We start from the raw sequence: 22754 nt of genomic DNA, 5'->3' as shown, positions 1-22754 counted from the left end.
CTTAGGACAACGCGAGTAACTCGACATGCCAAGTCATATCACTGAATCCCGTATCCACGGGGGCGCTTACTCGTCCCCGGAATTTGCCGCGATCTTCTCTGATGCCAATCAGGTGCAGAAGTGGCTCGATGTTGAAACTGCGCTGGCGGCGACCCAGGCGCAGATGGGCATCATCCCCCACGAGGCCGCCCGGGAAATTGCCCGGGTGGCCAGCGTGGAACTGCTGGACCTCGACGCGTTGGGGCGCGAGAGCCTGGAAACCGGACACATCCTGGTGCCGACCCTGCGCGCCTTGCAGGGGTTATGCGCCGATGGGCTGGGTGAATACGTGCATTACGGCGTCACCACCCAGGACATCCTCGACACCGGCCTCATCCTGCAAATCCGCGATGCCTGGGGCCTGGTGGTGCAGCGTTTGCGCGGGATCCGTGGGCATTTGCTCACGCTCGCGCTGCGCCACAAGCACACGCCGATGGTCGCCAGGACCCATGGGCAGCAGGCATTGCCCACCACGTTTGGCTACAAGGTGGCGGTGTGGGTCGATGAGCTCGATCGGCACCTTGAACGTTTTGACGAAGCCTACGCCCGGGTGATGGTCGGTAACCTGACCGGCGCCGTGGGCACCCTGGCCGGGCTGGGCCCGCAGGGTTTGGATGTGCAGCGCTGCACCCTGGAACGCCTCGGCCTGGCGGCGCCATTGAGCAGTTGGCACAGCGCCCGCGACCGCATTCTGGAGGCGGCGTGGTTGCTGGTGCAGGCGTCGGCAACCTTGGGCCGTGTCGCCAATGAGGTCTACCACCTGCAGCGCACCGAGATCGACGAAGTGCGCGAAGGCCGGCGGGCAGGGCAGGTGGGGAGCAGCACCATGCCCCACAAGCAAAACCCGTCGACGGTGGACCTGATCAGCGCGCTGTCGCGGCTGGTGCGCGCGCAGATGGTTGCGCTGACCGACGCGGCGTTCCAGTTGCACGAGCGTGACGGCACCACCTGGCGCATCGAATGGGCGGCCTTGCCCGAGCTGTTCATTTATGCCGGCGCCTTGCTCGCCCGTATGGAAGGCTTGCTGCTGGCTGGGCTGGAGGTGCGTGAAGCGCGCATGCGCAGCAACCTAGATTTACTGGGCGGGCTGATCCTGTCGGAGCGGGTGATGCTTGCGCTGGCGCCTCGGTGTGGCAAGCAGACGGCCCATCACCTGGTGCACGAAATCGCCCTGCAAGCCCAAGACACAGGCGTCTGCTTTCGTGACGCACTGCTTGGCGACTCGCGGCTGCAGGGTTGTTTCAGCCCGCAAACGCTCGATGACCTGCTTGACCCGACGACCTACACGGGGCTGGCGGCCGAGATGGTCGATTTGGTGGCAACTAAAGTACTGCCTCGCGCTTGCGGCCATGGCCTTGAAGCGACGCAGGCAACCCCAGGCAATACCAGTCAGTCCCAGTACGCGATGGAGGGTATGTGATGGATGCGCAAACGTTGGAAGTGACCGCCCGTGCATCTTGCACCGCACAGTCGGACCGAGCGGGCTTTGATCATGACGGCGAGCAATGCCGCCACGAACACAGCCATATCCTTGACTCGAAAACCCACGGTTCGGGTTATGCCGGCCCGCAGAGCCGCAAGATCTTCTGCAGTCATTGTCGCCTGCAACGCTGGCTGGACGTGGAAGCCGCGCTGGCCATGGCCCAGGCCGACGTCAACATCATCCCGCGCGAGGCGGCCCTGGAGATCGAAAAGGCCGCATTGCTGTCGGGCATCAATGTGCGCCAACTGGCCGAGGGCGTGGCGGCCACTGGGCATTCGCTGATGCCATTGCTGAGCGCCCTGCAAAAAAACTGCAGCCCCACTGCCCGTGAATACGTGCATTACGGCGCCACCACCCAGGACATCCAGGACACCGCTCAGTCCCTGGAAATGCGCGATGTGCTTGATGCCATGGACCAGGCCCTAGAGACTCTGCTGGGCAAGTTGTCGACCCTGGCCGATGCGCACCGTGACTCGCTGATGGTCGCCAGGACTCACTCGATTCCCGCGTTGCCAACCACCTTCGGGCTGAAGGTCGCCGGCTGGATCGATGAGCTGTTGCGCCACCGTCAGCGCCTGGCCGAGGCGCGCCAGCGGGTGCTGGTGGTGCAGTTGTTCGGCGGGGTCGGCACCATGGCCGCGTTCGGCCCGGACGCCATGCCGATGCTGGAGCGTTTTGCCCAGCGCTTGTCGCTGCAAGTGCCCCTTACGGGCTGGCATGTGTCCCGTGACCGCGTTGCCGAGTTCGTCAGCACCCTGGCCATGGTCACCGCCTCGTTGGCCCGCATAGCCGATGAAATCCGTACGCTCAATCGCTGGGAAATCGCTGAAGTGGAGGTGGGCTGGAGCGACCAGCAGATCGGCAGCAGCACCATGCCGCACAAACGCAACCCTGAAGGTTGCGAGCAGGTGGTGGTGTTGGCGCGGCTGGCCAAGGCCCAGGTCATGCTCGCGCTGGACGCAATGATTCTTGAGCATGAGCGCGATTACCGGGGTACCCGGCTGGAGTGGTGCGCGGTCGCGGACGTTTCCCACTATGCGCTGATGGCGCTCTCGATTCTGACCGAGACCATCGACGGGCTCACCGTGAATGTGCAGAAGATGGAAGGCACCGCCCAGGCCTATGGTGATGCCATCTGTACTGAAGCCGTGGTGTTCGAAATGGCGCGCAAGCTGGGCAAGAGCAGCGCCTACCAGATCATCTTCGAAGTGTCCCAGGCCAGCCAGCGCAATCACGTGTCGATCCGCGAGGCGATCGAGGCCGATGCGCGGGTGCTTGCGGTCATGAATGACGGCGCCCTGGCCCGGCTGTTCGAGCCCCGGACGCACCTGGGCATGTCCGAACGCATCGTTGACAACGTGCTGGCCAGGCTCGCCGGCCACTGATCATTGATCTCTGAACAGACTTGCAAATTCATCAAGGAGCGACAGATGTCTAACGTTATGGAAGTTGATAAAGCCAAGGTCCAGCAATTTTCGGCGCGCATCATGGAGGATTACGGCAACACGCTGCGCGGTGCCATGCTCTACATTGGCGACCAACTCGGCTTGTTCAAGGCATTGGCCGACGGCCACGCGGTGACCCTGGAGGAGTTGGCGCACAAGACCGGCTACAACGCGCGTTACCTGCGCGAATGGCTGGGCAGCATGGCCACCGGTAATTACGTGACCTACGACGCGCAAACCCGCCGCTACCAGATGCCCGCCGAGTTTGTGCCAGTGCTGGCCGATGAAGACTCGCCGTATTTCGCCGGTGGCATTATCCAATTGAGCGTGCCGTTCGTGAGCATGGCGCCCAAGGTCATCGAGGCCTTCCGCCACGGCGGGGGTTGCGCTGAAGAGGCGTTCCCGCTGGAAACCTGGAAAGGCATGGAGCGCATGACCATGCCTTGGTACAAGCACTACCTGGTCCAGCACTGGATTCCGTCCCTGGACGGCGTCGAAGAGAAGCTCAAGACCGGCGGCAGTGTGCTGGATTTCGGCTGCGGCGCGGGCCTGGCGGCGATCACCATGGCCAAGGCCTATCCTGAGGCGCGCATTGTCGGATGCGACTTCCACCTGCCTTCCATCGAGTTGGCGCGGGCCAACGCCGAGGCGGCTGGTGTGGGTGATCGGGTGCAATTTGAGGTGAACGACTCCGATGCCTTGCGCGGCCAGCAATTCGACTTCGTGACCACTTTTGTGGTGATCCACGATGCCACCGACCCTCAGCAGATGCTCAAGGATTTACGCGCAGCAACGGCCGAAGACGGCACTTACCTGATGGTGGAGCTCAACCTGTCCGAAGAGCTGCACGAGAACATGAACCTGTTCGGGCGCGTCATGTACCCGCAGAGCACCCTCTATTGCATGACCTGTTCACTGTCCCACGGTGGGGCGGGGCTGGGGGCGTTCATGGGCGAGAAGCGTGCCCGCCAGATGGCGCAAGCGGCCGGTTTCAGCCGCTTTCGCAAAGTGCCCTCGGAGTGGCCGCCAATGCCGGCGCTGTTCGAACTCAAGCCTTGATATGAGCCATCCGGCCATTGCGTTGCGCAGTAAGGCAATTTAATGGCCCCTTTGTAACAAAATCCTCGCCAAAATCACTTTTATTTTCAGGTGGTTAGGTGAGGATGCAAATGCGCTCTGTGGGAATGATGCTGATTGCCTGCTCCCTGGCCGGCGGCGCGACTGTCGCGCAGGCCAGGGAATTGCGCGAAGGTGACAAGTACATGTGCAGTTGGGGCGCCGGCACGGCCGCTAGGGCCCAGGAGCTCAAGTTATCCGGTGTTTCGCTGTACGCCGCCCGGCAGAAGATCCAGACCCTCAAGTTCAGCAAATCGTGGATGCGCATGATGGCCATGGGTATCACCGAGCAGACTTATGACAGTCGTTCAAGGCTCAAGCCGGAGGCGATTCGTCAGAGCTTTTATCAGGATTGCCTGCGCTACAAGGTCGCGCGCAAGTAATTCGTAGCCCCGCACCCGCTGTGAGGCCTTTACAAATCCACGACAAACCCTATGTAAGTATTTGCATACAATAGCGCACTTCTTCATGGAGGCCTGTATGCAAGTGCTGATTCGAGCGGCGACACCCGATGACGTCGACGCGCTGTGCGCGATTCGCACCGCGGTGGTGCAAAACCACCTGAGCCTTGAACAGATGGCTGACCTGGGGATTACCCCGCAGGTATTGAGCGATACGTTGCGCGCAGCCCCTTGCGGCTGGATCGCGGAAGTGGACGGCCAGGCGGCGGGGTTTTCCATGGTCGATCTGGATGAAGGCGAAGTATTCGCGATGTTCGTGTTGCCCACGCACGAGAAGCTTGGCCTGGGCCGTCAACTGATGGCAGTGGCCGAGGCGGCCCTGTTTGCGCGCCACGACACGCTGTACCTGGTAACTGATGGGCGGGATGAAATCCGCGCCAATGGGTTCTATCAGCGCCTGGGCTGGTCCGTCGTGGGGCCGGTCGATGGCGATGATGTGCGTTATGAAAAGAGCAGGGCGCCTTAAGGCCATGAATGCCCCAGAGCCTCCATCGTCCAACAGCTTGCGCTACTTCGCAGTGGGGGTGCTGGTTGTCGCCGTGTTACTGGGGTTCTATTTTGTTCAGCTCAACGCCAAGGTCGACCGCCAACGTGCGGAGGCGGCTGAACGCCTGACGCTGTGTCGTCACCTAGAGGCCGTGGTAGGTGCCACCGCTTCCAGTCGTGAGGCGCTTGAAGAAACGTGCAAGCAGTTAAGTGAACAGTTACTTGAAAGTGCTGCACCGGATTAATAACCCTTTTTTATACGGGGGCATATAGCCGTTACTTGCACCAAAAAGTAGCACGATTATTGCCTTCTACCTTAAAAAACATGTGGTTATTGAATGACTTACGGCGCTTTCAATCCGACGAAAGGATTAAAATAACGTTGTTACATGTTTTTACAATCGCTACTATAGCCGGGCGTTCACCTCCCACGGTTTATGCATTTTTAAATCCCAAGTTTCCATCAGCTACTTGGGATTTTTTTTGCCCGCGATTTAATCTCGGCCTGCCATTCATGGCGGGTTACGCCCGACAAAATGAGGGCTGGCTAACACTTTTGCATTAATTGTCCGGCGGCCCGCAAAACCTTATCTATGCTGCTTGCATCACCTCAATCGGGTAGAACCCAGGGACGGGGGGCTGATCATGATTTCCATCACCGAATTCAATCGCATCATGGCCTCAGGCTTCCTGCCGCTTGCGTGTGAGTGCTGCCTTAACAGCGACGGCTCACTGCGCATCAGCGTGTTCGAGCCCACGTCCGGTCGTGTCGACTTGCTGCTGACCTGCGTATCGCCCGAGGGCCTGGACAGCATCCGTGCCATCGCCAACCTGATTGGTGAGTTGCGTACCGAGATAAAGGCCGGGCGCCGTGGGTTTGCTGCGGTGGGTTCTGTCCAGGGCGTCAGAGGCGCCGCAGGAAGGATTTGACGATGTGGCGCGTGGCGTCTGTGGTGTCCAGCTCATCCAGGGCGCTGTAGGCATACCATTGGCAATCGACAATCTCGTTGCACGGCCGTGCCTCGTCGATATTGACTACCGAGGCCTCAAACACATGGTGGACGGTGTCGCGGGCCTTGAGCTCCTGCAGGTACAGCAAGCCGTCCACGTTTAATCCGGTTTCTTCTTCCAGCTCGCGTTCCGCCGCGCCTACCGGGCGCTCGTCTGCTTCCACTTTCCCGCCGGGCAATGCCCATTTTGATCTGGCCTTGCGCACGAAGAGGATATGCCCCTCATGTTCGCAAATGACGGTTGCCCTAATTTTCATCGAATGTGCCCCCGCGCCGAACGAATGTCATAAAAGTGTAATGCAATTGTCATGCTAAGTGGTTATGGCGCGCCAGGGCCGGTATGTGGATACTGCCCGATTGACGAATACGACCGAGGACATTAGATGAAGACCATACGCTGGGGCATGATCGGCTGTGGCAGTGTCACTGAGTTAAAGAGTGGACCGGCTTTCTATAAAGCGCCAGGTTCGGCATTGGTCGCCGTGATGGGGCGGCGTGCCGAGGCGGTGCGCGATTATGCGGCGCGCCATGGCATTGCCCGCTGCTATACCGACGCCCAGGCCTTGATCGATGACCCCGAGGTGGAGGCGGTCTACATCGCCACCCCGCCCGACAGTCACCTTGAGTACGCCCTGAGGGTGGCCGCGGCGGGCAAGCATTGTTGCGTCGAAAAGCCGATGTCGCTGAATGCTGAACAGAGCGCGTTGATGCAGCGCACCTTTGAGCGCGCCGGGCTGCACCTGTTTGTTTCTTACTACCGGCGTTCATTGCCGCGCTTTGAGCAAGTGCGCACCTGGCTGCAGGAAGGCCGTATCGGTGAGCTGCGCCACCTGACCTGGACCTTGTGCAAGCCAGCTGCCGCAACAGACACCGACGCCGCCAATTGGCGTACCGACCCGGCCATTGCCGGTGGCGGCTACTTTGCCGACCTGGCCAGCCATGGGTTTGACCTGTTCCAGTACCTGGCTGGCGATATCGTTGAGGTCTCAGGCTTTTCGGCGCGACAGGCGGGACGCTACGCGGCAGAAGACGCAGTGACAGCCTGTTGGACATTCGCCAGCGGTGCGCTGGGCATGGGCTGCTGGAACTTTGTGGCAGACCGCCGCGAAGACCGTGTCGAACTGATCGGCAGTCGCGGCCGTATTCAATTTTCGGTGTTCGACGACCAGCCGCTGCGGCTTGAAGGCGAGACCACTGAAGTGTTGGAAGTGCCGTGTCACACCCATATTCAATGGCACCATGTGCTGAACATGAACGCGCATATTCGTGGCGAGGCCGAGCATCCGTCGTTGGCCATCGAGGCGCTGAAGACCGATATCATCCTGGACAAGGTGCTACACCGTTACTCCCAGCATCCCTAGTCGTGGCGATAGCGTAAGGCTTCACTCTTTTAAAGGAATACCGGGATGAAATACTGGATGGTGCTGTGGCTGCTAATCGCCACCGCGGCAACGGCGGCGCCACGCAGCCAAGGGCAGTCGGGCGAGTTTGATTTCTATGTGCTGTCGCTATCGTGGTCACCCACGTTTTGCCTGACGCACCCAGGCAACGAGCAATGTTCGGGCAAGGGCTACGGCTTTGTGCTGCACGGTTTGTGGCCGCAATACGCGCGCGGAGGGTGGCCGGCGTCCTGTGCGCCGCAGATGCACTTGAGCGAGGCAGAAATGGACAAGGGCGCGGCGCTGTTTCCCACCCGTGCACTGCTCAAGCATGAGTGGGCCAAGCATGGCACCTGCAGTGGGCTGCCGCCGTTGGAGTACCTGGAGAAGACCGATGTGGCGCTTGGTGCGGTGGTGATCCCGCCACAGTTGCAGCCGTTCAACACGCCGCCGTCATTGCAGGCCAAAGAGATCGAGGCGCTGTTTCGCGAGAGCAACCCACGCATGGGCAACCACGGGATGGCGGTGATCTGCAAGGGTCAGGTGCTGTCGGAAGTGCGGGTGTGCCTGACCAAGGATTTGGCGTTTGCAGGCTGCCCGCGCAGTGTGAAAAGCCAATGCCGTGGAGGCGATATTCGTATTCCCACGCAGCGTTGAGCAGCGCAGGCGCCTAGAACTCGCCGGAATACTTCACCGCAGCTGCAGCGCGTGAGGGGACATTCAGGCTGCGCAACAATGACGACACATGGATACGCACGGTAAACGGCGAGATATTCAGGGCCTTTGGCAATTTCCTTGTTGGTCTTGCCCTGGGCAATCAGGCGCAGCACTTCCTGCTGACGTGGGGTGAGGGTGTGGGTGTCGAGGGGCAGCAGGCCTGAAGGGGCGAACTTGACCAACACTTCGCCCTCGCGGATCGCCAGCAGGGCCTGGCCGATCTCATCCGGGGCGATGTTCTTGCCGATAAAACCGTCGGCGCCCAGGGCCATGACCTGTTCGATTAGCGCGGGGTCGTCGACCATCGACACCAGGACCAAGGTGGTGCGTTTCAGTTGCTGGCGCAGTTCGGCCAGTTGGCTGATACAGGTCAGGCCGGGAAAGCGCAAATCCAGGATCAAGGTATCGACCTCGCCCGCTTCGCACAGCAACGCATTCACCGTGGCCAGGTCGCCGGCCTCCTGCACCACCGCGCCCGGTAGCAGGCGCTGCACGGTGCGCGTCATGCCTTCGCGAAACATGGGGTGGTCGTCGGCGATGATGATTCGGCCGGTCATTGTGTGCTCCTTCCTGGGGCAAGGCCTACGTCCAGGCATGCTAATTTATTTACCGTCGGTGTAGGAGCGAGCTTGCTCGCGAAGCACGCACAGGCACCGCGTACTTGCAGGTCAAACGCGTTATCGTTGACGTTTTTCGCGAGCAAGCTCGCTCCTACAGATAATAGGTCAGGGATATGACGATGAGTCTTGAGACCAATTCTGAACTCGATCAGGCTAACCTGCGCATCGTGGTGGCCACCATCGCCATTGTGTATATAAGCCTACTGGGTTTCCTACCTGGGCAATCGCTGGACACCTACCTGCCGGTGATCCTGTATATCTTTGTGTTCCTGCTGGCGTCCATCGTGCTTCGCCAGGTGATCGCACGCTGGCCCGGGCATTACCCGGCGCGGCGGATCTTCGGCATGATCCACGATTACACCGGTACTTCGTTCGGCCTGGTGGTGGGGGGTGAAGCGGCATTGCCGCTGTATGCGGTGATGGTTTGGGTGAACCTGGGCAATGGCATGCGCTACGGTTCGCGCTACCTGGCGATTGCCACGGCGCTGGCGTTGCTGGCGTTGTTGATCGTGTACCAGCTTACGCCGCTGTGGCAGGCGCAGCCGTTCATGGTGCTGATGCTGATGATCACCAGCACGGTGATCCCGGTGTATGCGCATATTCTGCTGGAGCGCACACGCAAGGCCTCTGAGCAAGCGATCGCTGCCAACCTGGAAAAATCCCGCTTTCTCGCCCAGGCCAGTCATGACCTGCGCCAGCCGATCCACTCCATTGGCCTGTTCACCGCCTGCCTGCGCGAAGCCCGCTTGGGGGAGGACGAACAGCGCTTGGTGGACAATATCGACCGTTCGCTGCTTAACGTGTCGCAATTGTTCCGTTCGATTCTCGACCTTTACACCCTCGACAACGGTCGCCTGTTGCCCAAGTACCAAGTGCTCCACCTGGGCGAATTTCTCGCCGACCTGGTGCGCCAGAACGCCGAGGCCGCACGCTGGGCGGGTGTGGAGTTGCGCTTGCGCCCCTGCGCCCATTGGGTGTTGGTCGATCCAGGCATGCTGGCGACCATGGTGCAGAACCTGCTCTCCAATTGCTTCAAATACGGCGCGCAGCGACCGGTGCTGATCGGCGTGCGTGTGCGCGATAACGGCTTGGTAGTAGAGGTACACGACCAGGGGAGGGGGATTGCCAGGGAGCATCTTTCAAAAGTCTTCGAAGAGTTCTATCGCGTGCGTCAACTGCGTGACAAGGACGTTGAAGGCGTGGGCCTGGGGCTGTCCATCGTCAAGCGCCTGGGGCAATTGATGGGGTTGCAGGTGAGCCTGCGCTCGCGCGTTGGCCATGGCACTTCTGTCAGCTTGCATGGCTTGGCCCTGGCGGCCGCGCCGCGCCAACCGACGCTGCGCGACGATGCACGCCAAGCCGGCCTGCTCACCGGGCTGAAAGTCTGCCTGGTAGAGGATGACTACAACGTGCTGCTCGCCACCCAGGCCCTGCTTGAGCGCTGGGGGTGCCAAGTGCAGGCCGAGTCCACGGGGCAGGGTTTGGTCAGCGACTGTGACATCATCGTCGCCGACTATGACCTGGGCAACCACGCCACCGGCATCGAATGCATCGACCAGCTACGCGAGCAACGTGGCTGGGCGGTGCCAGCGCTGATCCTCACCGGGCACGACGTGGAGAAAATCCAGGCGGCGTTGCACGACCGTCAGATTGCTATCCTGTCCAAACCGGTACGCCCTGCGGAACTGCGCGGCACCCTGCGTGAGCTCAGCCAGGAAAAAATTACTGCATGAATGGTGTTAATCCATTGCCTTTGGCACCCTTGGGCATGCAGTAGGCCGCTGGCTTCATCAGGCCGAAGCTGGCAATCGCGAACGCGCCGCCGCTGGCACCACTGGGCACGGAACAGTTGTACTCGCCGGAGGCCGTATTAGCCACGTAGTAGGTGGTCATGGAGTCGCTGCGCACATTGGAGATACGTTTTACCGGCTCGCCCAGATTGGTTTCCGACAGCTTCTTGAGATGGTCTTCGGTAGGCTTGATATTGCTGCAACCGGCGACGCCGATGATCAGGGCGCCCAACAGGGCAAGGCGAGTGACAGGGGAGTGGAGTTTCATGGTGCTTCTTCCTTGGGGTTGTTTTGGTTTTTCCAACGCGCAACAAACCCACGCGCACTGAATGCGCGGTGTTGGTGAGAACGTTGGAAGTGCCGCGGAATATAGCGCCGCGGTGAGGTAGGGTCGATTAGCACAAATGGGCTAATGGCAGTTTGAGGTCATGGAAGGAGCTTGCGATGCTGGAGATAAAACGTGCCACGCCGGACGACGCCGAGCGTGCGTTTGAGATTCGTCGTGAGGCCATTCTCGGCCAATGCATTGGCGCTTATAGCGCTGAACAAATGGCGCTTTGGACCAGAGGTCGGGCCAGTGATGGTTACGGCGCGCTGATGGAAAAACAGTTCTACATGGGATGGTTCAATGGCGAACCTGTTGCCACTGGCATGCTGGATCTTGCCAACCATGAACTCGGCGCCTTGTTTGTATTGCCCGTATTCAGCGGGCGAGGGTTTGGCAAGGCGATGCTTGCTCACTTGGAGCACGTGGCGCAGCAGCAGGCGATTGAGCAGGTTGTGCTGGATGCGACACTGAACGCGGTGAGTTTTTATATCGCGTGCGGGTATGTAGGCGATGAGCAGGCGGTGTATCGCTCCCCGTCCGGGTTGGTGCTGGCGTGTGTACCGATGGTGAAGCGGTTGCGGGTTATGAATCGCGCTTGAATGCAGCGCGCACTTGGGTCAGTTCAGCGCCATCGGTCAAGGGGTCGAGGGATTGCGTACCGAAAGCGTTCAACCCCACGATCCATCTGTGGGAGCTGGCCTGCGATGAAGGCCTGCCAGCCGACACCAATCTACCTGATACCGCACGATCCCATTGTGGGAGCTGGCTTGCCTGCGATAGCGGCCTCGCATCCTACACCTATCTAACTGACACCCCGCGATCCAACTGTGGGAGCGGGCTTGCTCGCGAAGGCGTCCTGGCAGTCAACACAGTTGGATTGTGTACATATCCATTGCTGCGGTAACGGCTACTTAGGGTTCCGCCTGACGGCGGGTCACTTTGGAAAAGAGCCCCAAAGTAACCAAAGGGCTCTTGCCCCACCACTCGGCACCTCGCTTAGGCTCGGTGTGCCCGTAATCCGCCAGTGATTTGGGGGGGCGCCGCCACGCGCCATCCATGGCGCGGGGCGGCTAAACCGGCATCCCTGCCGGTTTACCCCCCAAATCCCTGTCGAATTCCGGCCAGCGTGGTTTAACGGGGCGCCTGAGATCAAGATCACAAGCAGAGCAAGATCAAGAGCGGCTCGCTTCGCATCGTGGTGACGTGGGAGAAAAAGCGGCCTACTCAATGCATCTTGCTATGGTCCATGCCATCCAGCCCACGGGCCGTTGCCTTCACTTCGACAGCCTGCTTTTCACCCTTGGCATCTTGCACCGTCAGGGTCAGCGGCACTTGGTCGCCTTCCTTGATCTGGCCAGTCAGGCCCATCAGCATCACGTGGTAGCCGTTCGGGTCGAGCTTGACGGCTTTTCCTGCTGGCAGGGCCACCGCATCCACCGGTCCCATGCGCATCACGTCGTCCTTCATGCTCATCTCATGAATCTGCACGTCCTTGGCCACAGGCGATGCCACGCTCAGCAGTTTGCTGTCGCTGTCGGCGGTGAGGGTCATGAAGGCACCGCTGGATGGCTGACCCGGTACGGAGGCGCGCACCCAGGCGTCGGTCACTTGTACTTGGGCGCTGGCGTGGGCGGCGAGGCCCAGCAGGGTGAGGCCGAGGGTGAGACGCTTGAGGTGTTGAACGGCAGTCATTAGCAGACCTCCATGACGGTGAGCAGGTCTTCTGCGCACTCTTGAGCGGTAAGGGATGCCTGCAAGCCAAGGCGCAGGTTGCCACGGGTGTCGAACACGAAACTGGTGGCGGTGTGGGAGAGGGTGTAGGTGTCGCCGGCGGGGATCTTTTCATAAAAGATCCCGAACTCCTTGGCGGCCACGGCGATTTCTTCCGGGGTGCCGTAGAGCGCTTCGAAGCTGGGATCGAAGGCCTTGACGTAATTGTTGAGAATCTCGGGGGTGTCGCGCTCGGGGTCCAAGGTGATGAACACCACCTGCATGATCTTGCCATCGCGGCCCATCAGTTTCTTGGCCTGGGCGGCGCGGGCCAGGGCGGTCGGGCAGACGGCCGGGCACTGGGTGAAGCCGAAGAACACCACCGGCATCAGGCCGCGGTACGAGCTCAAGGTGACGGTTTCGCCGTCGGTGTTCTTGAGCTTGAAGGTGCGGCCCATGATCTTGTCACTGAGGTCCTTGCCGTACTTGAAGTTCAGCTTGGGGCTGTAGTCACAGCCGCCCAGCAGGCTGCCCAGGCCCAACAGGCCCATGCCGGTCAGCACTTTGCGGCGGGTGAATAACGTACTCATCAACTGTGCATCCTGTGAAACGCCTGCAAGGCAGTAGAGCTGCCCCACCAAGCTTTGAAAAGGAGTAACGAGAAGGGGGCAGAGTCTAGCAACCCTGGCCCGTGCGCGTAATCTGCGACGTTCTGCCACAGGGGCGCGGCGCATTTCGTGCTTTTGTGGCTTCGGTGGTAGAGTCGCCGCCATGAAATTGCGCCACTCTGACCGCTCACTGATCGCCTGGGCCCTGTACTTCTGCGTGCTGATGAACCTGTTCGCCTGCGGTTTGGGGCATGGCCAGATGATGGGCCAGCAGCTCAACGGCATCGGTGGGCTGTTCTGTTCGGTGGACGGCGGCCAGTCGCCCATTTCCGACAAAGGGTTGGCAAACCCGACTTCCAGCAACATCTCGAACTACTTTGCCTGCCCGGTGTGCAACGCGGTTACCGTCGCCCTGGTGTTCCTGATCGGCCTGGCCTGGCTGCTCGGTCTTACGCAAACCCCACGTGTCGCCCATGAACGGCGCAACAAGGCGCCTCCGCGTTATTCCTGGCCTTCGGCCAACCCTCGCGCTTCTCCCGCATCCTGACGTGTGCCTTGGGCTTCCTGTCATCAGGAGGCATTCTCTCGTCACGATGGTGAGTACGTTTTATGAACCCTCAATTGCCTGCCGGCGCCAGCCGCCTGGTCAGCAAGGCGTCGCGGCGCCTGCGTGCGCAGCCGGCGCTGCCTGATTACCCGAGCAATTCGCGCTGTTTCGTGCACCTGGACGCGCGCCTGCTGCCTCATTGGCATAGCTTGTTTGATATCTGCCCGGCGCTGCTCAAGCTCGACCCACCGGAGGGCTTGAACCTGTTTCGCGCCTTCATGACCTGGGCCTATCGCAACCAGCCGCCGCTGGACTGGACCTACCATCTGAACGTATGCCGCTGGTTACTGAGTTCGGCGTACCGCACGCAGATCGATGACGAACCGATCGAAGCCTTCATGGCCGCCGCCGCTGCGCGTTGGGTGCTCACGGACGACAGCCCGGCGGCAGGCATTGTTCTGAGCTGGCGCGATTGCACCCTGTTCGATTGGAAGGGCCACCCTTCGATAGCCACGCAGCAGCCGGCATTGCCGGCGCCCGCCTGGGATTTCGCCTGGTGCCCATTGAATACGCAAGGCACCTTCAGCGGCTGGCTGCCGGTGCCATGAAGCGCCGAACCTGATAGCGAGCCGAAGGCCATCACGCCGCCAGGGGTTTTCTCGCCATGGTTTTTTTGTGCGCGGCCTTCATCGCTTCCATTTCAGCCCCCAGCTCCTCGAGAAGGGCTTTACCCAAGAGCTTTTTAGCTTGTGGGAACATCTCGGTTTCTTCCTCTTCGATATGGTGTTCAAGCAGCTCCTTGACCACTTTGACGCGACCGGAAAACTCGGTGGACGATGGGTCGGTTTTCTTCAAGTCCGGCAGTACCAGCGAGTCGACGGTACGGTGCTCCTCCTTGGCTTCGTGGTACATGATGTCCTGTTCCTTGCCCCCGGCTTTTCTGAACGCGGGGTAGAGAATCTCTTCTTCGAGCTGGGTGTGCAGGGTGATTTCCATTTCGAGTTTGGCCAGTAACTCGGTACGTTTTTTTACTCCGCGTTCAGTGGATTCGCTCAACTGGGTCAGCAGGGTCTTGACGCGTTCATGGTCGGCTTTGAGAAGGTCGATGGCATTCATATAAAACCTCACGGATGGTGTTCGGGCGTGTCGAAGCGCACGCCTCGTGGTGAGGGGTGTTGCATCAGGCGTACCAATTTTTAGGATATAAAAAAATGTTTAAAATCAATTGGTTGAGTTTGCTTGTGCGCTTTGCTGTCGTGCAGCTTGCATGGTCGGGTTGCGGCGACATTGCACAACGCCCAACCGGCGCTGACGCTCCAGCGCAACGGCGCAGGCCTTAAAGCGTGGCTTGAAAATCCAATGGAACCCTTGGCGCATCCGCTTGACCTAACGCATAGACTTCAGGAGGTGAATCATGCAAATAGAATATATCTGGATCGTATTGGCGGTGATTCTGCTGCTCTTGGAACTCTGGGCGATCAACATCGTTTTGCGCAGCACTGGCGGATGGGAGACCAAGGGGTTGTGGGTGGTGGTGCTGGTGTTCGTGCCGCTGCTGGGGCTGATTGCGTGGGCGATGTTCGGGCCCAAGCGTGAGATGGCGCAGCAGCGTAAAAGCTGAAGCGGTGAGTGATAAAAAACAGGCGCCCATGGGGCGCCTGTTTTCATTGCGCTAAACCGATCAACCGCCGACGGCGTTGGCAATCGCCTCATTGAACGCCGGCAGATCGTCTGGCGTGCGCGAGGTGATCAAGGTCCAGCCATTGGCCTGGCACTCTTTAACCTCGGCATCCACCACGCTGGCAGCGCCGGCGTTTTCAAGGTCGATGCGCACGCTTTTATAGGCGGTCAGGGTTTTGCCCTTGACCACTCCGGCGTCAATCAGCGTCCATGGCCCGTGGCAGATCGCCGCGATGGTCTTGCCGGCCTGCACGAATTCATTGATCAAGCGCAGCGCGGCGGCATCCTGGCGCAGTGTATCGGCATTCACCGTGCCGCCCGGGATGACCAGCGCATCGAAATCGGCGCTGACCACATCCGACAGTTGCACGTCTGATTCCACGGTCTGGTCTTTTTCCGTGTCGCCGACAAATGTCTGGGTAGTGCCGCCTTTGCTGGAGGCGTGCGTCAAGGTCGCGCCGTAGCCACGCAGTGTCTCCAGCGGCTTGAGCAGCTCGTCGCGCTCAATGCCTGTGTTGGAGGTGATGACGAGGATGTGCTTGCCGTTGAGTTGCGAGCTCATGGTCGAGTGTCTCCTTGGGTCATGGATCGATTAATGGGCGTATTTGGTTTGCAGTTCCTTGGCCATTTTCAGGTGGGCTTCAAGGGTAGGCAGGGTCTTGGTGGCGAAGGCTTTCAGCTCGGGATTGTCCGAGGAGGCCGCTTCTTTCTTGAACAGTTCGACGGTTTTTTCATGGGCCGCTACCTGGTTGTTGGCGTAGGCCTTGTCGAACGATTCATCGCGCATTTCCAGAATGGCTTTCTTGGCCTGGTCGGTAAGCGCGGCGTCATCGGGGACTTCGATATCGAGTTTTTTCGCCAGGGCCATCAATTCCTGATTGGCTTTGGTGTGGTCGGTAACCATATGCTGGGCAAAGGTCTTCACGTCCGCCGAGCTGCTTTTTTCCAGGGCCAGTTTGCCTGCTTCCACCTCGGTGATACCGCCCTCGGCGGCGCTGTCGACGAAGTCGTTGGAGGTCGCCGCCATCGCGGTGGACATCGAGCCTGCGATCAGCATGAAGGTAAGGCCCATCGGTTTCATCAGTCGAGTTTTCATGGTGTCTCTCCTTGGAAATGGCGGGATGCCGTTACCTGACTGTTGAATGGAAAGGCCTGTAAAAGGTTTAAATTTTTTTGCGCTTTTTTGCCCAGTGGTGAGGGGGCAATGGAGCGATCAAAGCGCCGCGCCTTATCATTTAATGATCTAGGTACCTGTTAGTTCTGACAGTAGAGCCTTTTGTACGAGTGCGTATATTCAAGGGTAACGGAAGCGAAACGCTTATCCGCCGTAAAAGCGAAGAGAGGATATTCACATGAGTGATATAGCGGATCGCGTCAGAAGAATAGTGTCTGAACAACTCGGCGTTGCTGAAGAGATGATTCTGGGTGACAAATCCTTTGTTGATGACCTGGGCGCCGAGTCCGTGGATCTTATGGAACTCGTCATAACGATCGAGGATGAATTTGGCATCGAAATGCCCAATGACATGGCAAGTCATCTCATCACCGTCGCAGACGCAATCACGTTTGTGACGCATGCAGTCCAGTAAAGGAGTGGCCGCCTCGCCTCCAGCCAAAACGGCTCATACTCGTAGGTATTGTTTATAAATAAAAATAATAATTAGCTTAGATTAAAATGTGCTTTTTATTATTTATGACCATCCCCTAGTCTTGCCTGTAAGCCCCCTTAGGCCATCCAGGAAGATTTGCCATGAGCAGCGTCACGCCGATTTCCAGTGTTTCCAGCAATGTGCGCCAGCGGGTCACACCGCAAGAGTGGGAGGTACGGGTCAAGCTGGCCGCAGCCTACCGACTGGCGGCGTTACACAAGTGGACCGATCATATCTACACGCATTTCTCGGCGCGGGTGCCAGGGCCCGAGGCGCATTTCCTGATCAATGCTTTCGGGCTGTTGTTCGACGAAATCAGCGCTTCCAACCTGGTCAAGGTCGATCTGGACGGCACCATTGTCGATGACCCCATGGGCCTGGGGATCAACTACGCCGGTTACGTGATCCATAGCGCCATCCACGGCGCACGCCATGACTTGCAAGCGGTGCTGCACACCCACACCCGCGATGGTATTGCGGTGTCGGCGCAAAAGCAGGGGCTGTTGCCCATCTCCCAGCACGCTATCGCGTTCTCGGGGCGTGTGGCTTACCACGGTTATGAGGGCGTGGCCCTGGACCTGGATGAGCGTGAACGGCTGGTGGCGGATCTGGGCGACAAGAGTGTGATGATCCTGCGTAACCACGGCTTGTTGACGGGCGGCGTCAGCGTCGAGCATGCCTTCCAGCAACTACAAAGCCTGGAGCGGGCCTGCAATATCCAGATCGCGGCACAGGCGGCGGGGAATGCCGAGTTGATCTTCCCACCGGCAGAGGTGGTGGCCAAAGTTGAGCAGCAGGCCAAGGTATTCAGCAACGGTGAAGGCCCAGGCGTGGCGCGACATTGGAATGCGCTGGTGCGTCAGCTTGAGCGAACAGACACCGACTACAAAAACTGAGTGGTGTAGGAGGGGGCTTGCTCCAAATAATATTTAATTAACAGCCTCGCGCATCGCAATGCTAGGTTGCGCTGCCGGGCTCGGCGCGCCCGTGCGGTCCGCCAGGTAACGCGCTGGCGGTTGACCCATGGCCTTGCGGAACATGGTGATAAACCCGCTGGCATTTTCATAACCCAAATCCAGCGCCACGTTCTGCACACTCTCGCCGTTGGCCAGGCGTTGCAGTGAAAGGATCACATGCAACTGGCGGCGCCAGCGACCGAAGCTCAGGCCGATTTCTTCCAGCAGCAGGCGAGTCATGCTGCGTTCGCTCATGCCGATGCGCATGGCCCATTCGCCCAAGGTGGATTTGTCGCCGGGGTTGGCCAATAAGCAGTTGGCCAGCCGATGCAAGCGAGGGTCTTGGGGCATGGGCAAATGCAGCGCTTCGATGGGGGCCTGGGCCAACTCATCGAGTAACGTCGCCACCAGCCGGCCCTGTGCGCCGTCTTCGTCGTAGAGCTGCGGGAAACTCACCGCCTTGCCGATCAATTCGTGCAGTAATGGCGACACCGACAGCGTGCAACATTGCCGGGGCAGGGCGCTGGCAGCGTCCGGGTTGATCAACAGGCAATACACGTCTGCTTCGCCAGCGCCACGGGCCGCGTGGGTCACACCGCCGGGAATCCACAACGCGCATTGCGGCGGCACGATCCAGATACCCGCCTCGATCACACAATGCACCACGCCGCGCAAGGTGTAGATCAATTGCCCGTGTTGATGGTGGTGAGGGGTATGTTCCCAGCGCTCGGAGGTACTCGAGGCGCCCACGGCCACTATCGAGCGAGGGATGGCGGCGGCGTCGCGAACCCGGCAGGGGTCGTACTGGTCGAGGCGGTGATGAACCATGGTGGCAACTGCCTTGGCTGGATTGCGAAACATTCTGGCTATTGTGTGCAATGCTGTCCAGCGTCCCGCGCTCTATGATGAGAACCAATCTCATCCAGGGAGCTTTGCCATGCGACTCGACAGTTCAACTTTCCCCGTGGTGAAAATCTTTTTCGACGCGCCTGACGACGGCGGGCCGGAAGATCCCTTACTGACCTTCGAGCATTTGTTGGCCCGTGAGCAGCCCTTCTTGCTGCTGCACGAAAAAGCCGTGGATGAAAACAATCACGAACACGCCCACGAAGAGCGCAAGCGCGCCTCTATCTGGATGAAGAAAAACAAAGCGGCCTTGCGCGCCTATGTCAAAGGCATGATCCAGGTGGAGCCCAGCGCCGCCAAGCGCCTGGCTCTCAAGCCCTTCGCCGTGACGTTCGGCAAGGCCTGGGGCTACCCGCTGCTGGTGGTGGAGTCCGAGAACCGCGCCTGGGCGCTGGCCGAGGATGTGCTGGACCCAGAAGTGTCGGATGTGGCGCATTTCTAAGCCTGGCCAGAGCTCGACAGCGTCCACAATTGAACTACCTTGATTGACGAGCCTTCCCACTCGGTACTCAAGCATGCGCACGTTATGGACGCGGTATCTGGCATTGCTGGAAAACGATTTGAGCGCGCAGATTTTCGACAACGTCAAGAACGTGTTGGTCTGCGCGCTGTTGTTTGCGGCGGGGACCAACGCGCTGGTGGGGCCGCACGATTTGCTGATCGGTCTGTTTGCTTCCAGCGTCGCGGGGTGGGGCTTGATTGTGCTGTCGACGCTGCTGATGTTGTTGAACGTCAGCGACGGCATTCGCCGGCTGGCCAAGTTGCGTTATCACTTGGCGTTGCAGCTGTTATTGATCCTGATCTACGTGGTGGTTGCCGAGCGGGTGGTAGAGATTGTGTGGGTGTTGCGCGCCCACTGAAGTATCCTCCGCGCCTCGTTTATCACTGATTCAAACAAAGATGACAGGACAAGCTATGCAGGCGCTGCTGGAGTCGATCCTCGACGAAGTGCGCCCCTTGATCGGCCTCGGCAAAGTTGCCGATTACATTCCCGCGCTGGCCGACGTGCCCGCCCACCAACTTGGCATTGCGGTCTACGGCAACGACGGCACGGCCTACTGCGCCGGGGATGCCGACACGCTGTTTTCGGTGCAGAGCATTTCCAAGGTCTTCAGCCTGGTGCAGGCTATCGACCATGGTGGCGAAACCATCTGGGAACGCCTGGGCCATGAGCCCTCGGGGCAGCCGTTCAACTCCATGGTGCAACTGGAGTTCGAGCGTGGACGCCCGCGCAATCCCTTTATCAATGCTGGCGCGCTGGTGATCTGCGACATCAACCAGTCACGCTTCGCCGTGCCGATTCTGTCGATGCGCGATTTTGTGCGGCGCCTGTCGGGCAACCCGCAGATCCTGGTCAACAGCGTCGTGGCCGAATCGGAAGCCCAGCACGGTGCGCGCAATGCGGCCATGGCCTACCTGATGAAGTCGTTCGGCAATTTTCATAACGATGTGGACGCAGTGCTGCACAGCTACTTCAACTATTGCGCGTTGCAGATGAGCTGCCTGGACCTGGCCCGAGCGTTCAGCTTTCTGGCCAACGAAGGCGTGAGTGCCCACAGTGGCGAGCAAGTGCTGACGGCGCGCCAGACCAAGCAAGTGAACTCGATCATGGCCACCAGCGGGCTGTATGACGAAGCGGGCAATTTTGCCTACCGCGTGGGCCTGCCGGGCAAGAGCGGGGTCGGCGGCGGGATCGTCGCGGTAGTGCCGGGGCAGTTCACAGTGTGCGTGTGGTCGCCGGAGCTGAACGCAGCGGGTAATTCACTGGCGGGGATGAAGGCGTTGGAATTGTTGAGTGAGCGGATTGGGTGGTCGGTGTTTTGAGATTGTTCTTGTGGGAGCTGGCTTGCCTGCGATAGCGGTTTTTCAGTGCCATAGATCACTGTAGGAGCGAGCTTGCTCGCGAAAAACGCCCAGGCCCTGCGGTCATCCAGGTTGCCCGTGTCATCGTTGACGATCTTCGCGAGCAAGCTCGCTCCTACAGTGGTTAAGGGCGCGGCGCGAGCATCAGGTCAAGTGGCTGGGTGGGTGTCATCCAATGCCTTGTCCACGAGCAACTGCACACCTTCGAGCATGCGGCAGATGCCCAGCGCTACGTTGCGTTGGGTACCGTCGATTTCAAAGGCTAGATGAGCAGCGATGTCACTGATGGAGGCTAGATCCTGGGATGCATTGACCAACAATGTTTCTGTGCCTAGCTCGGGGCGTACGGTGAAGAGCGTTTCTGGGGGATTTGGGGTGTCTTTGATCATGGTGAAGCTCCGTCGACAAGTGGAGCCGCCAGCGTTCGCGGTCAAGCGAAGAGGGTGGCAGCTGTACGCGGGTTGACCGACCGGTTGTCAACGAACCCGGCATACCCGAAGGTATCCCGCGCACAACTGCCGCGACACAATACCTCAGGCACAAAAAAAACGCCTGAAGAGGTGCAGGGCGTAGCAGTTCGTTAACAAGGTCGGACGGTCAAATCCGGCCGCTGAATTGGCAGCGACGGCCCAGAGGTTAGTCAGTGAAGTTCCGAGCGACAACCTGAAACAACTGTGGGAAATATCCTAACGCCGCAAATCGTCTGTGGGAGCTGGCTTGCCTGCGATAGCGGTTTTTCAGTGCTGTATGTGCTGGCTGACATAGCGCCATCGCAGGCAAGCCAGCTCCCACATTTTGATCTTCATTGTTCGTTGAACTGTAGGAGCGAGCTTGCTCGCGAAAAACGCCCAGGCTCTGCGGTCATCCAGGTTGCCCGCGTCATCGTTGACGATCTTCGCGAGCAAGCTAAGGTTGGCTATGGGCTTGTTCAGCCGCGGCACAGTCGTTCTACCGATAGCGTTCACCACAGCGCCACGCCTTGCGGGGCGCACTTTTTGGTGCCAATGCAGAGCTTGGAAGTGATCACTGCCTAGGCCGATGGGTAGGCGCTATCTGACTGGTGATCAAGCGTCAATTGTTGAGTTGGATTGATTTCTCGAAAGCCTTACCCTTGCGGGTTAGGGACAAATTGATGACTTGACCTTTCTTCGCATTAATCAAGCTCGATAGATGAGCCGCACTGCTGATGCGCTGGCCATCAAGCTTCTCGATAGTATCTCCGATCAGTAAGTCGGCTTTGAAAGCGGGTGAGTCATCGGAAACCATCGTGATTTTCACGCCATAGTTCGTCTGACGAGACTGACGTTCTGCTTCATCCAGTTCAATAGTGGCTGCGCCAAGGATGATATGTGCTTTGACAAAGTAGAGTGCGCCATAGGCTACTTGCTTCTGGGTAATCGGCACGTAATCCGTTGTAGTACCGTATGTCGAGGTGGTTGCCGAACCGTTCAGTTTGCCTGCCGTGACTGACGTAACAGAAGTGCTGGATGTAGGTCTGGATACTTTCGTCGTGGTAGTCGTGGTGCCTTGGTATTGCGGTTCGATAATGATTACTAGATCAGCCTTAATGGCCTTTGCCTGATCAAGAGCTTGTTGTTCAGGAACCGGCATGGACGAATTGAATTCGGATTTACCAACAGCTGCGTATCCACGACGGAACCAAGTTCTTGCGACGTTTTCGTAGGTGCTTAGTGTGGCATGGTCGATTATCGGCACAGCGGGGGGCGGCCCTGAGCGCTCTGCCGCGATGATTTCTGGTGTGAATCCATTTGCCGACTGGTAATACTGCGTATAGCCATTTAGAGGTGGCGCCATTTTACAGCCTGCTAAACCTATAAAAAGAGCAGCAAGCGCCAGGGGCTTGAATGGGCGAGGAGTCATTGATCAACATCCTTGTTTATGTGGTGGGTTGATGGCGAATATCCGATGATACCAAAATAGTATCTCGGATTATCAAATCG

The 22754-nt window shown here is 59.2% G+C and carries 29 protein-coding genes and 3 pseudogenes; 19 read left to right on the top strand and 13 right to left on the bottom strand.

All coding sequences use genetic code 11. The features are described 5' to 3' along the window. Positions 1 to 25 precede the first annotated feature (25 nt). From purB to N2A98_RS14255, 7 genes are all read left to right on the top strand, one after another. Positions 26 to 1459: an adenylosuccinate lyase gene (purB, locus tag N2A98_RS14285; protein ID WP_275622176.1), complete on the top strand. Its 1434-nt coding sequence runs from the start codon at positions 26 to 28 to the stop codon at positions 1457 to 1459. Further along, positions 1459 to 2907, top strand: coding sequence for an adenylosuccinate lyase family protein (locus tag N2A98_RS14280; RefSeq protein ID WP_275622175.1), 1449 nt, complete (start codon positions 1459 to 1461; stop codon positions 2905 to 2907). Before purB ends, N2A98_RS14280 begins: the two co-directional genes overlap by 1 nt. 45 nt (positions 2908 to 2952) lie before the next feature. Then, entirely contained in the window at positions 2953 to 4026 is a 1074-nt protein-coding gene (locus N2A98_RS14275; RefSeq protein ID WP_044273072.1) for a class I SAM-dependent methyltransferase, read from the top strand. A 110-nt stretch (positions 4027 to 4136) separates the two neighbouring features. Further along, positions 4137 to 4466, top strand: a complete 330-nt coding sequence (locus tag N2A98_RS14270) for a hypothetical protein (protein ID WP_003191756.1) — start codon at positions 4137 to 4139, stop codon at positions 4464 to 4466. Between the two features lie 97 nt (positions 4467 to 4563). Continuing rightward, the gene (locus N2A98_RS14265) at positions 4564 to 5010 is read left to right on the top strand and encodes a GNAT family N-acetyltransferase (protein WP_078803253.1); all 447 of its coding nucleotides are present in this window, start codon (positions 4564 to 4566) and stop codon (positions 5008 to 5010) included. Between the two features lie 4 nt (positions 5011 to 5014). Further along, complete coding sequence (locus N2A98_RS14260; protein WP_044273073.1) at positions 5015 to 5275, top strand: hypothetical protein; 261 nt, start codon at positions 5015 to 5017, stop codon at positions 5273 to 5275. Positions 5276 to 5675: 400 nt separating this feature from the next. Further along, positions 5676 to 5960, top strand: a complete 285-nt coding sequence (locus tag N2A98_RS14255) for a DUF1652 domain-containing protein (RefSeq protein ID WP_044273074.1) — start codon at positions 5676 to 5678, stop codon at positions 5958 to 5960. On the opposite strand, the gene N2A98_RS14250 is transcribed toward N2A98_RS14255, so the two are convergent. Then, complete coding sequence (locus N2A98_RS14250; RefSeq protein WP_032896941.1) at positions 5935 to 6297, bottom strand: NUDIX domain-containing protein; 363 nt, start codon at positions 6295 to 6297, stop codon at positions 5935 to 5937. The two genes, N2A98_RS14255 and N2A98_RS14250, sit on opposite strands and share 26 nt — an antisense overlap. A 126-nt stretch (positions 6298 to 6423) precedes the next feature. Between N2A98_RS14250 and N2A98_RS14245 the strand changes: the two genes are divergently transcribed. Continuing rightward, on the top strand, positions 6424 to 7401 hold the full coding sequence (locus N2A98_RS14245) for a Gfo/Idh/MocA family oxidoreductase (protein ID WP_044273078.1): 978 nt from the start codon (positions 6424 to 6426) through the stop codon (positions 7399 to 7401). Between the two features lie 45 nt (positions 7402 to 7446). Next, positions 7447 to 8076 (top strand): ribonuclease T2, encoded by a 630-nt coding sequence (locus N2A98_RS14240; protein ID WP_044273079.1) that lies wholly within the window; start codon positions 7447 to 7449, stop codon positions 8074 to 8076. A 13-nt stretch (positions 8077 to 8089) separates the two neighbouring features. Here N2A98_RS14240 and N2A98_RS14235 read toward each other — a convergent pair. Then, positions 8090 to 8693 (bottom strand): annotated as a pseudogene (locus N2A98_RS14235) (response regulator transcription factor). A gap of 182 nt (positions 8694 to 8875) precedes the next feature. Here N2A98_RS14235 and N2A98_RS14230 point away from each other — a divergent pair. After that, positions 8876 to 10489 (top strand): hybrid sensor histidine kinase/response regulator, encoded by a 1614-nt coding sequence (locus tag N2A98_RS14230; protein WP_275622174.1) that lies wholly within the window; start codon positions 8876 to 8878, stop codon positions 10487 to 10489. On the opposite strand, the gene N2A98_RS14225 is transcribed toward N2A98_RS14230, so the two are convergent. After that, positions 10479 to 10814 (bottom strand): hypothetical protein, encoded by a 336-nt coding sequence (locus N2A98_RS14225; RefSeq protein WP_044273082.1) that lies wholly within the window; start codon positions 10812 to 10814, stop codon positions 10479 to 10481. The genes N2A98_RS14230 and N2A98_RS14225 overlap by 11 nt on opposite strands. Positions 10815 to 10990: 176 nt before the next feature. Here N2A98_RS14225 and N2A98_RS14220 point away from each other — a divergent pair, with 176 nt between their 5' ends. Beyond that, positions 10991 to 11473 (top strand): GNAT family N-acetyltransferase, encoded by a 483-nt coding sequence (locus N2A98_RS14220; RefSeq protein WP_275622173.1) that lies wholly within the window; start codon positions 10991 to 10993, stop codon positions 11471 to 11473. A gap of 625 nt (positions 11474 to 12098) precedes the next feature. On the opposite strand, the gene N2A98_RS14215 is transcribed toward N2A98_RS14220, so the two are convergent. Both N2A98_RS14215 and N2A98_RS14210 read right to left on the bottom strand, forming a co-directional pair. Further along, complete coding sequence (locus N2A98_RS14215; protein ID WP_275622172.1) at positions 12099 to 12566, bottom strand: copper chaperone PCu(A)C; 468 nt, start codon at positions 12564 to 12566, stop codon at positions 12099 to 12101. Continuing rightward, a complete protein-coding gene (locus tag N2A98_RS14210; RefSeq protein WP_003191741.1) occupies positions 12566 to 13174 on the bottom strand; it encodes an SCO family protein in 609 nt (202 codons plus the stop codon). Before N2A98_RS14210 ends, N2A98_RS14215 begins: the two co-directional genes overlap by 1 nt. 181 nt (positions 13175 to 13355) lie before the next feature. Here N2A98_RS14210 and N2A98_RS14205 point away from each other — a divergent pair, with 181 nt between their 5' ends. After that, positions 13356 to 13739, top strand: a complete 384-nt coding sequence (locus N2A98_RS14205; protein WP_275622171.1) for a DUF2946 domain-containing protein — start codon at positions 13356 to 13358, stop codon at positions 13737 to 13739. Positions 13740 to 13801: 62 nt separating this feature from the next. Further along, the gene (locus N2A98_RS14200; RefSeq protein ID WP_275622170.1) at positions 13802 to 14347 is read left to right on the top strand and encodes a putative natural product biosynthesis protein; all 546 of its coding nucleotides are present in this window, start codon (positions 13802 to 13804) and stop codon (positions 14345 to 14347) included. 31 nt (positions 14348 to 14378) lie between these two features. Here N2A98_RS14200 and N2A98_RS14195 read toward each other — a convergent pair whose 3' ends face one another. Next, positions 14379 to 14855 carry a hemerythrin domain-containing protein gene (locus tag N2A98_RS14195; RefSeq protein WP_044274139.1) on the bottom strand — a complete coding sequence of 159 codons (477 nt, stop codon included), beginning with the start codon at positions 14853 to 14855 and terminating at the stop codon, positions 14379 to 14381. Between the two features lie 298 nt (positions 14856 to 15153). Here N2A98_RS14195 and N2A98_RS14190 point away from each other — a divergent pair, with 298 nt between their 5' ends. Next, complete coding sequence (locus N2A98_RS14190) at positions 15154 to 15360, top strand: hypothetical protein (protein ID WP_032896961.1); 207 nt, start codon at positions 15154 to 15156, stop codon at positions 15358 to 15360. Between the two features lie 60 nt (positions 15361 to 15420). On the opposite strand, the gene N2A98_RS14185 is transcribed toward N2A98_RS14190, so the two are convergent. Then, on the bottom strand, positions 15421 to 15981 hold the full coding sequence (locus tag N2A98_RS14185; RefSeq protein ID WP_275622169.1) for a type 1 glutamine amidotransferase domain-containing protein: 561 nt from the start codon (positions 15979 to 15981) through the stop codon (positions 15421 to 15423). Between the two features lie 30 nt (positions 15982 to 16011). Then, positions 16012 to 16515 (bottom strand): DUF4142 domain-containing protein, encoded by a 504-nt coding sequence (locus N2A98_RS14180; protein WP_047711030.1) that lies wholly within the window; start codon positions 16513 to 16515, stop codon positions 16012 to 16014. A 256-nt stretch (positions 16516 to 16771) separates the two neighbouring features. Between N2A98_RS14180 and acpP the strand changes: the two genes are divergently transcribed. Then, positions 16772 to 17008, top strand: a complete 237-nt coding sequence (gene acpP, locus N2A98_RS14175; RefSeq protein WP_275622168.1) for an acyl carrier protein — start codon at positions 16772 to 16774, stop codon at positions 17006 to 17008. Positions 17009 to 17169: 161 nt separating this feature from the next. Next, positions 17170 to 17964, top strand: coding sequence for a class II aldolase/adducin family protein (locus N2A98_RS14170; RefSeq protein ID WP_275622167.1), 795 nt, complete (start codon positions 17170 to 17172; stop codon positions 17962 to 17964). Between the two features lie 33 nt (positions 17965 to 17997). Here N2A98_RS14170 and N2A98_RS14165 read toward each other — a convergent pair whose 3' ends face one another. After that, the gene (locus N2A98_RS14165) at positions 17998 to 18852 is read right to left on the bottom strand and encodes a helix-turn-helix transcriptional regulator (RefSeq protein WP_275622166.1); all 855 of its coding nucleotides are present in this window, start codon (positions 18850 to 18852) and stop codon (positions 17998 to 18000) included. Between the two features lie 109 nt (positions 18853 to 18961). On the opposite strand from N2A98_RS14165, the gene N2A98_RS14160 reads away from it, so the two are divergent. The 3 genes from N2A98_RS14160 (at position 18962) to glsB (ending at position 20754) form a co-directional block, all read left to right on the top strand. Then, on the top strand, positions 18962 to 19372 hold the full coding sequence (locus N2A98_RS14160; RefSeq protein WP_044274127.1) for a hypothetical protein: 411 nt from the start codon (positions 18962 to 18964) through the stop codon (positions 19370 to 19372). A 73-nt stretch (positions 19373 to 19445) separates the two neighbouring features. Next, positions 19446 to 19790, top strand: a complete 345-nt coding sequence (locus N2A98_RS14155; RefSeq protein ID WP_275622165.1) for a hypothetical protein — start codon at positions 19446 to 19448, stop codon at positions 19788 to 19790. 55 nt (positions 19791 to 19845) lie between these two features. Next, positions 19846 to 20754: a glutaminase B gene (glsB, locus tag N2A98_RS14150; RefSeq protein WP_056787397.1), complete on the top strand. Its 909-nt coding sequence runs from the start codon at positions 19846 to 19848 to the stop codon at positions 20752 to 20754. A 59-nt stretch (positions 20755 to 20813) separates the two neighbouring features. Here glsB and N2A98_RS14145 read toward each other — a convergent pair. The 4 genes and pseudogenes from N2A98_RS14145 to N2A98_RS14130 all read right to left on the bottom strand — a co-directional run. After that, positions 20814 to 20900, bottom strand: a pseudogene (locus N2A98_RS14145) (outer membrane lipoprotein carrier protein LolA); the annotation flags it as partial. A 42-nt stretch (positions 20901 to 20942) separates the two neighbouring features. After that, positions 20943 to 21182, bottom strand: coding sequence for a DUF6124 family protein (locus tag N2A98_RS14140; protein WP_032896978.1), 240 nt, complete (start codon positions 21180 to 21182; stop codon positions 20943 to 20945). Positions 21183 to 21608: 426 nt separating this feature from the next. Further along, positions 21609 to 21698: pseudogene (locus N2A98_RS14135) on the bottom strand (outer membrane lipoprotein carrier protein LolA); the annotation flags it as partial. 166 nt (positions 21699 to 21864) lie between these two features. Continuing rightward, on the bottom strand, positions 21865 to 22674 hold the full coding sequence (locus N2A98_RS14130) for a PDZ domain-containing protein (protein ID WP_052439807.1): 810 nt from the start codon (positions 22672 to 22674) through the stop codon (positions 21865 to 21867). Between the last annotated feature and the right edge of the window lie 80 nt (positions 22675 to 22754).

Origin of the sequence: Pseudomonas sp. FJ2-5-13, from assembly GCF_029201605.1 — a bacterium.
GTDB classification, from domain to species: Bacteria; Pseudomonadota; Gammaproteobacteria; order Pseudomonadales; family Pseudomonadaceae; genus Aquipseudomonas; species Aquipseudomonas lactis.
The sequence above is the reverse complement of the archived record's forward strand: the minus strand, read 5'-3'. Positions and strand labels throughout refer to the sequence as shown.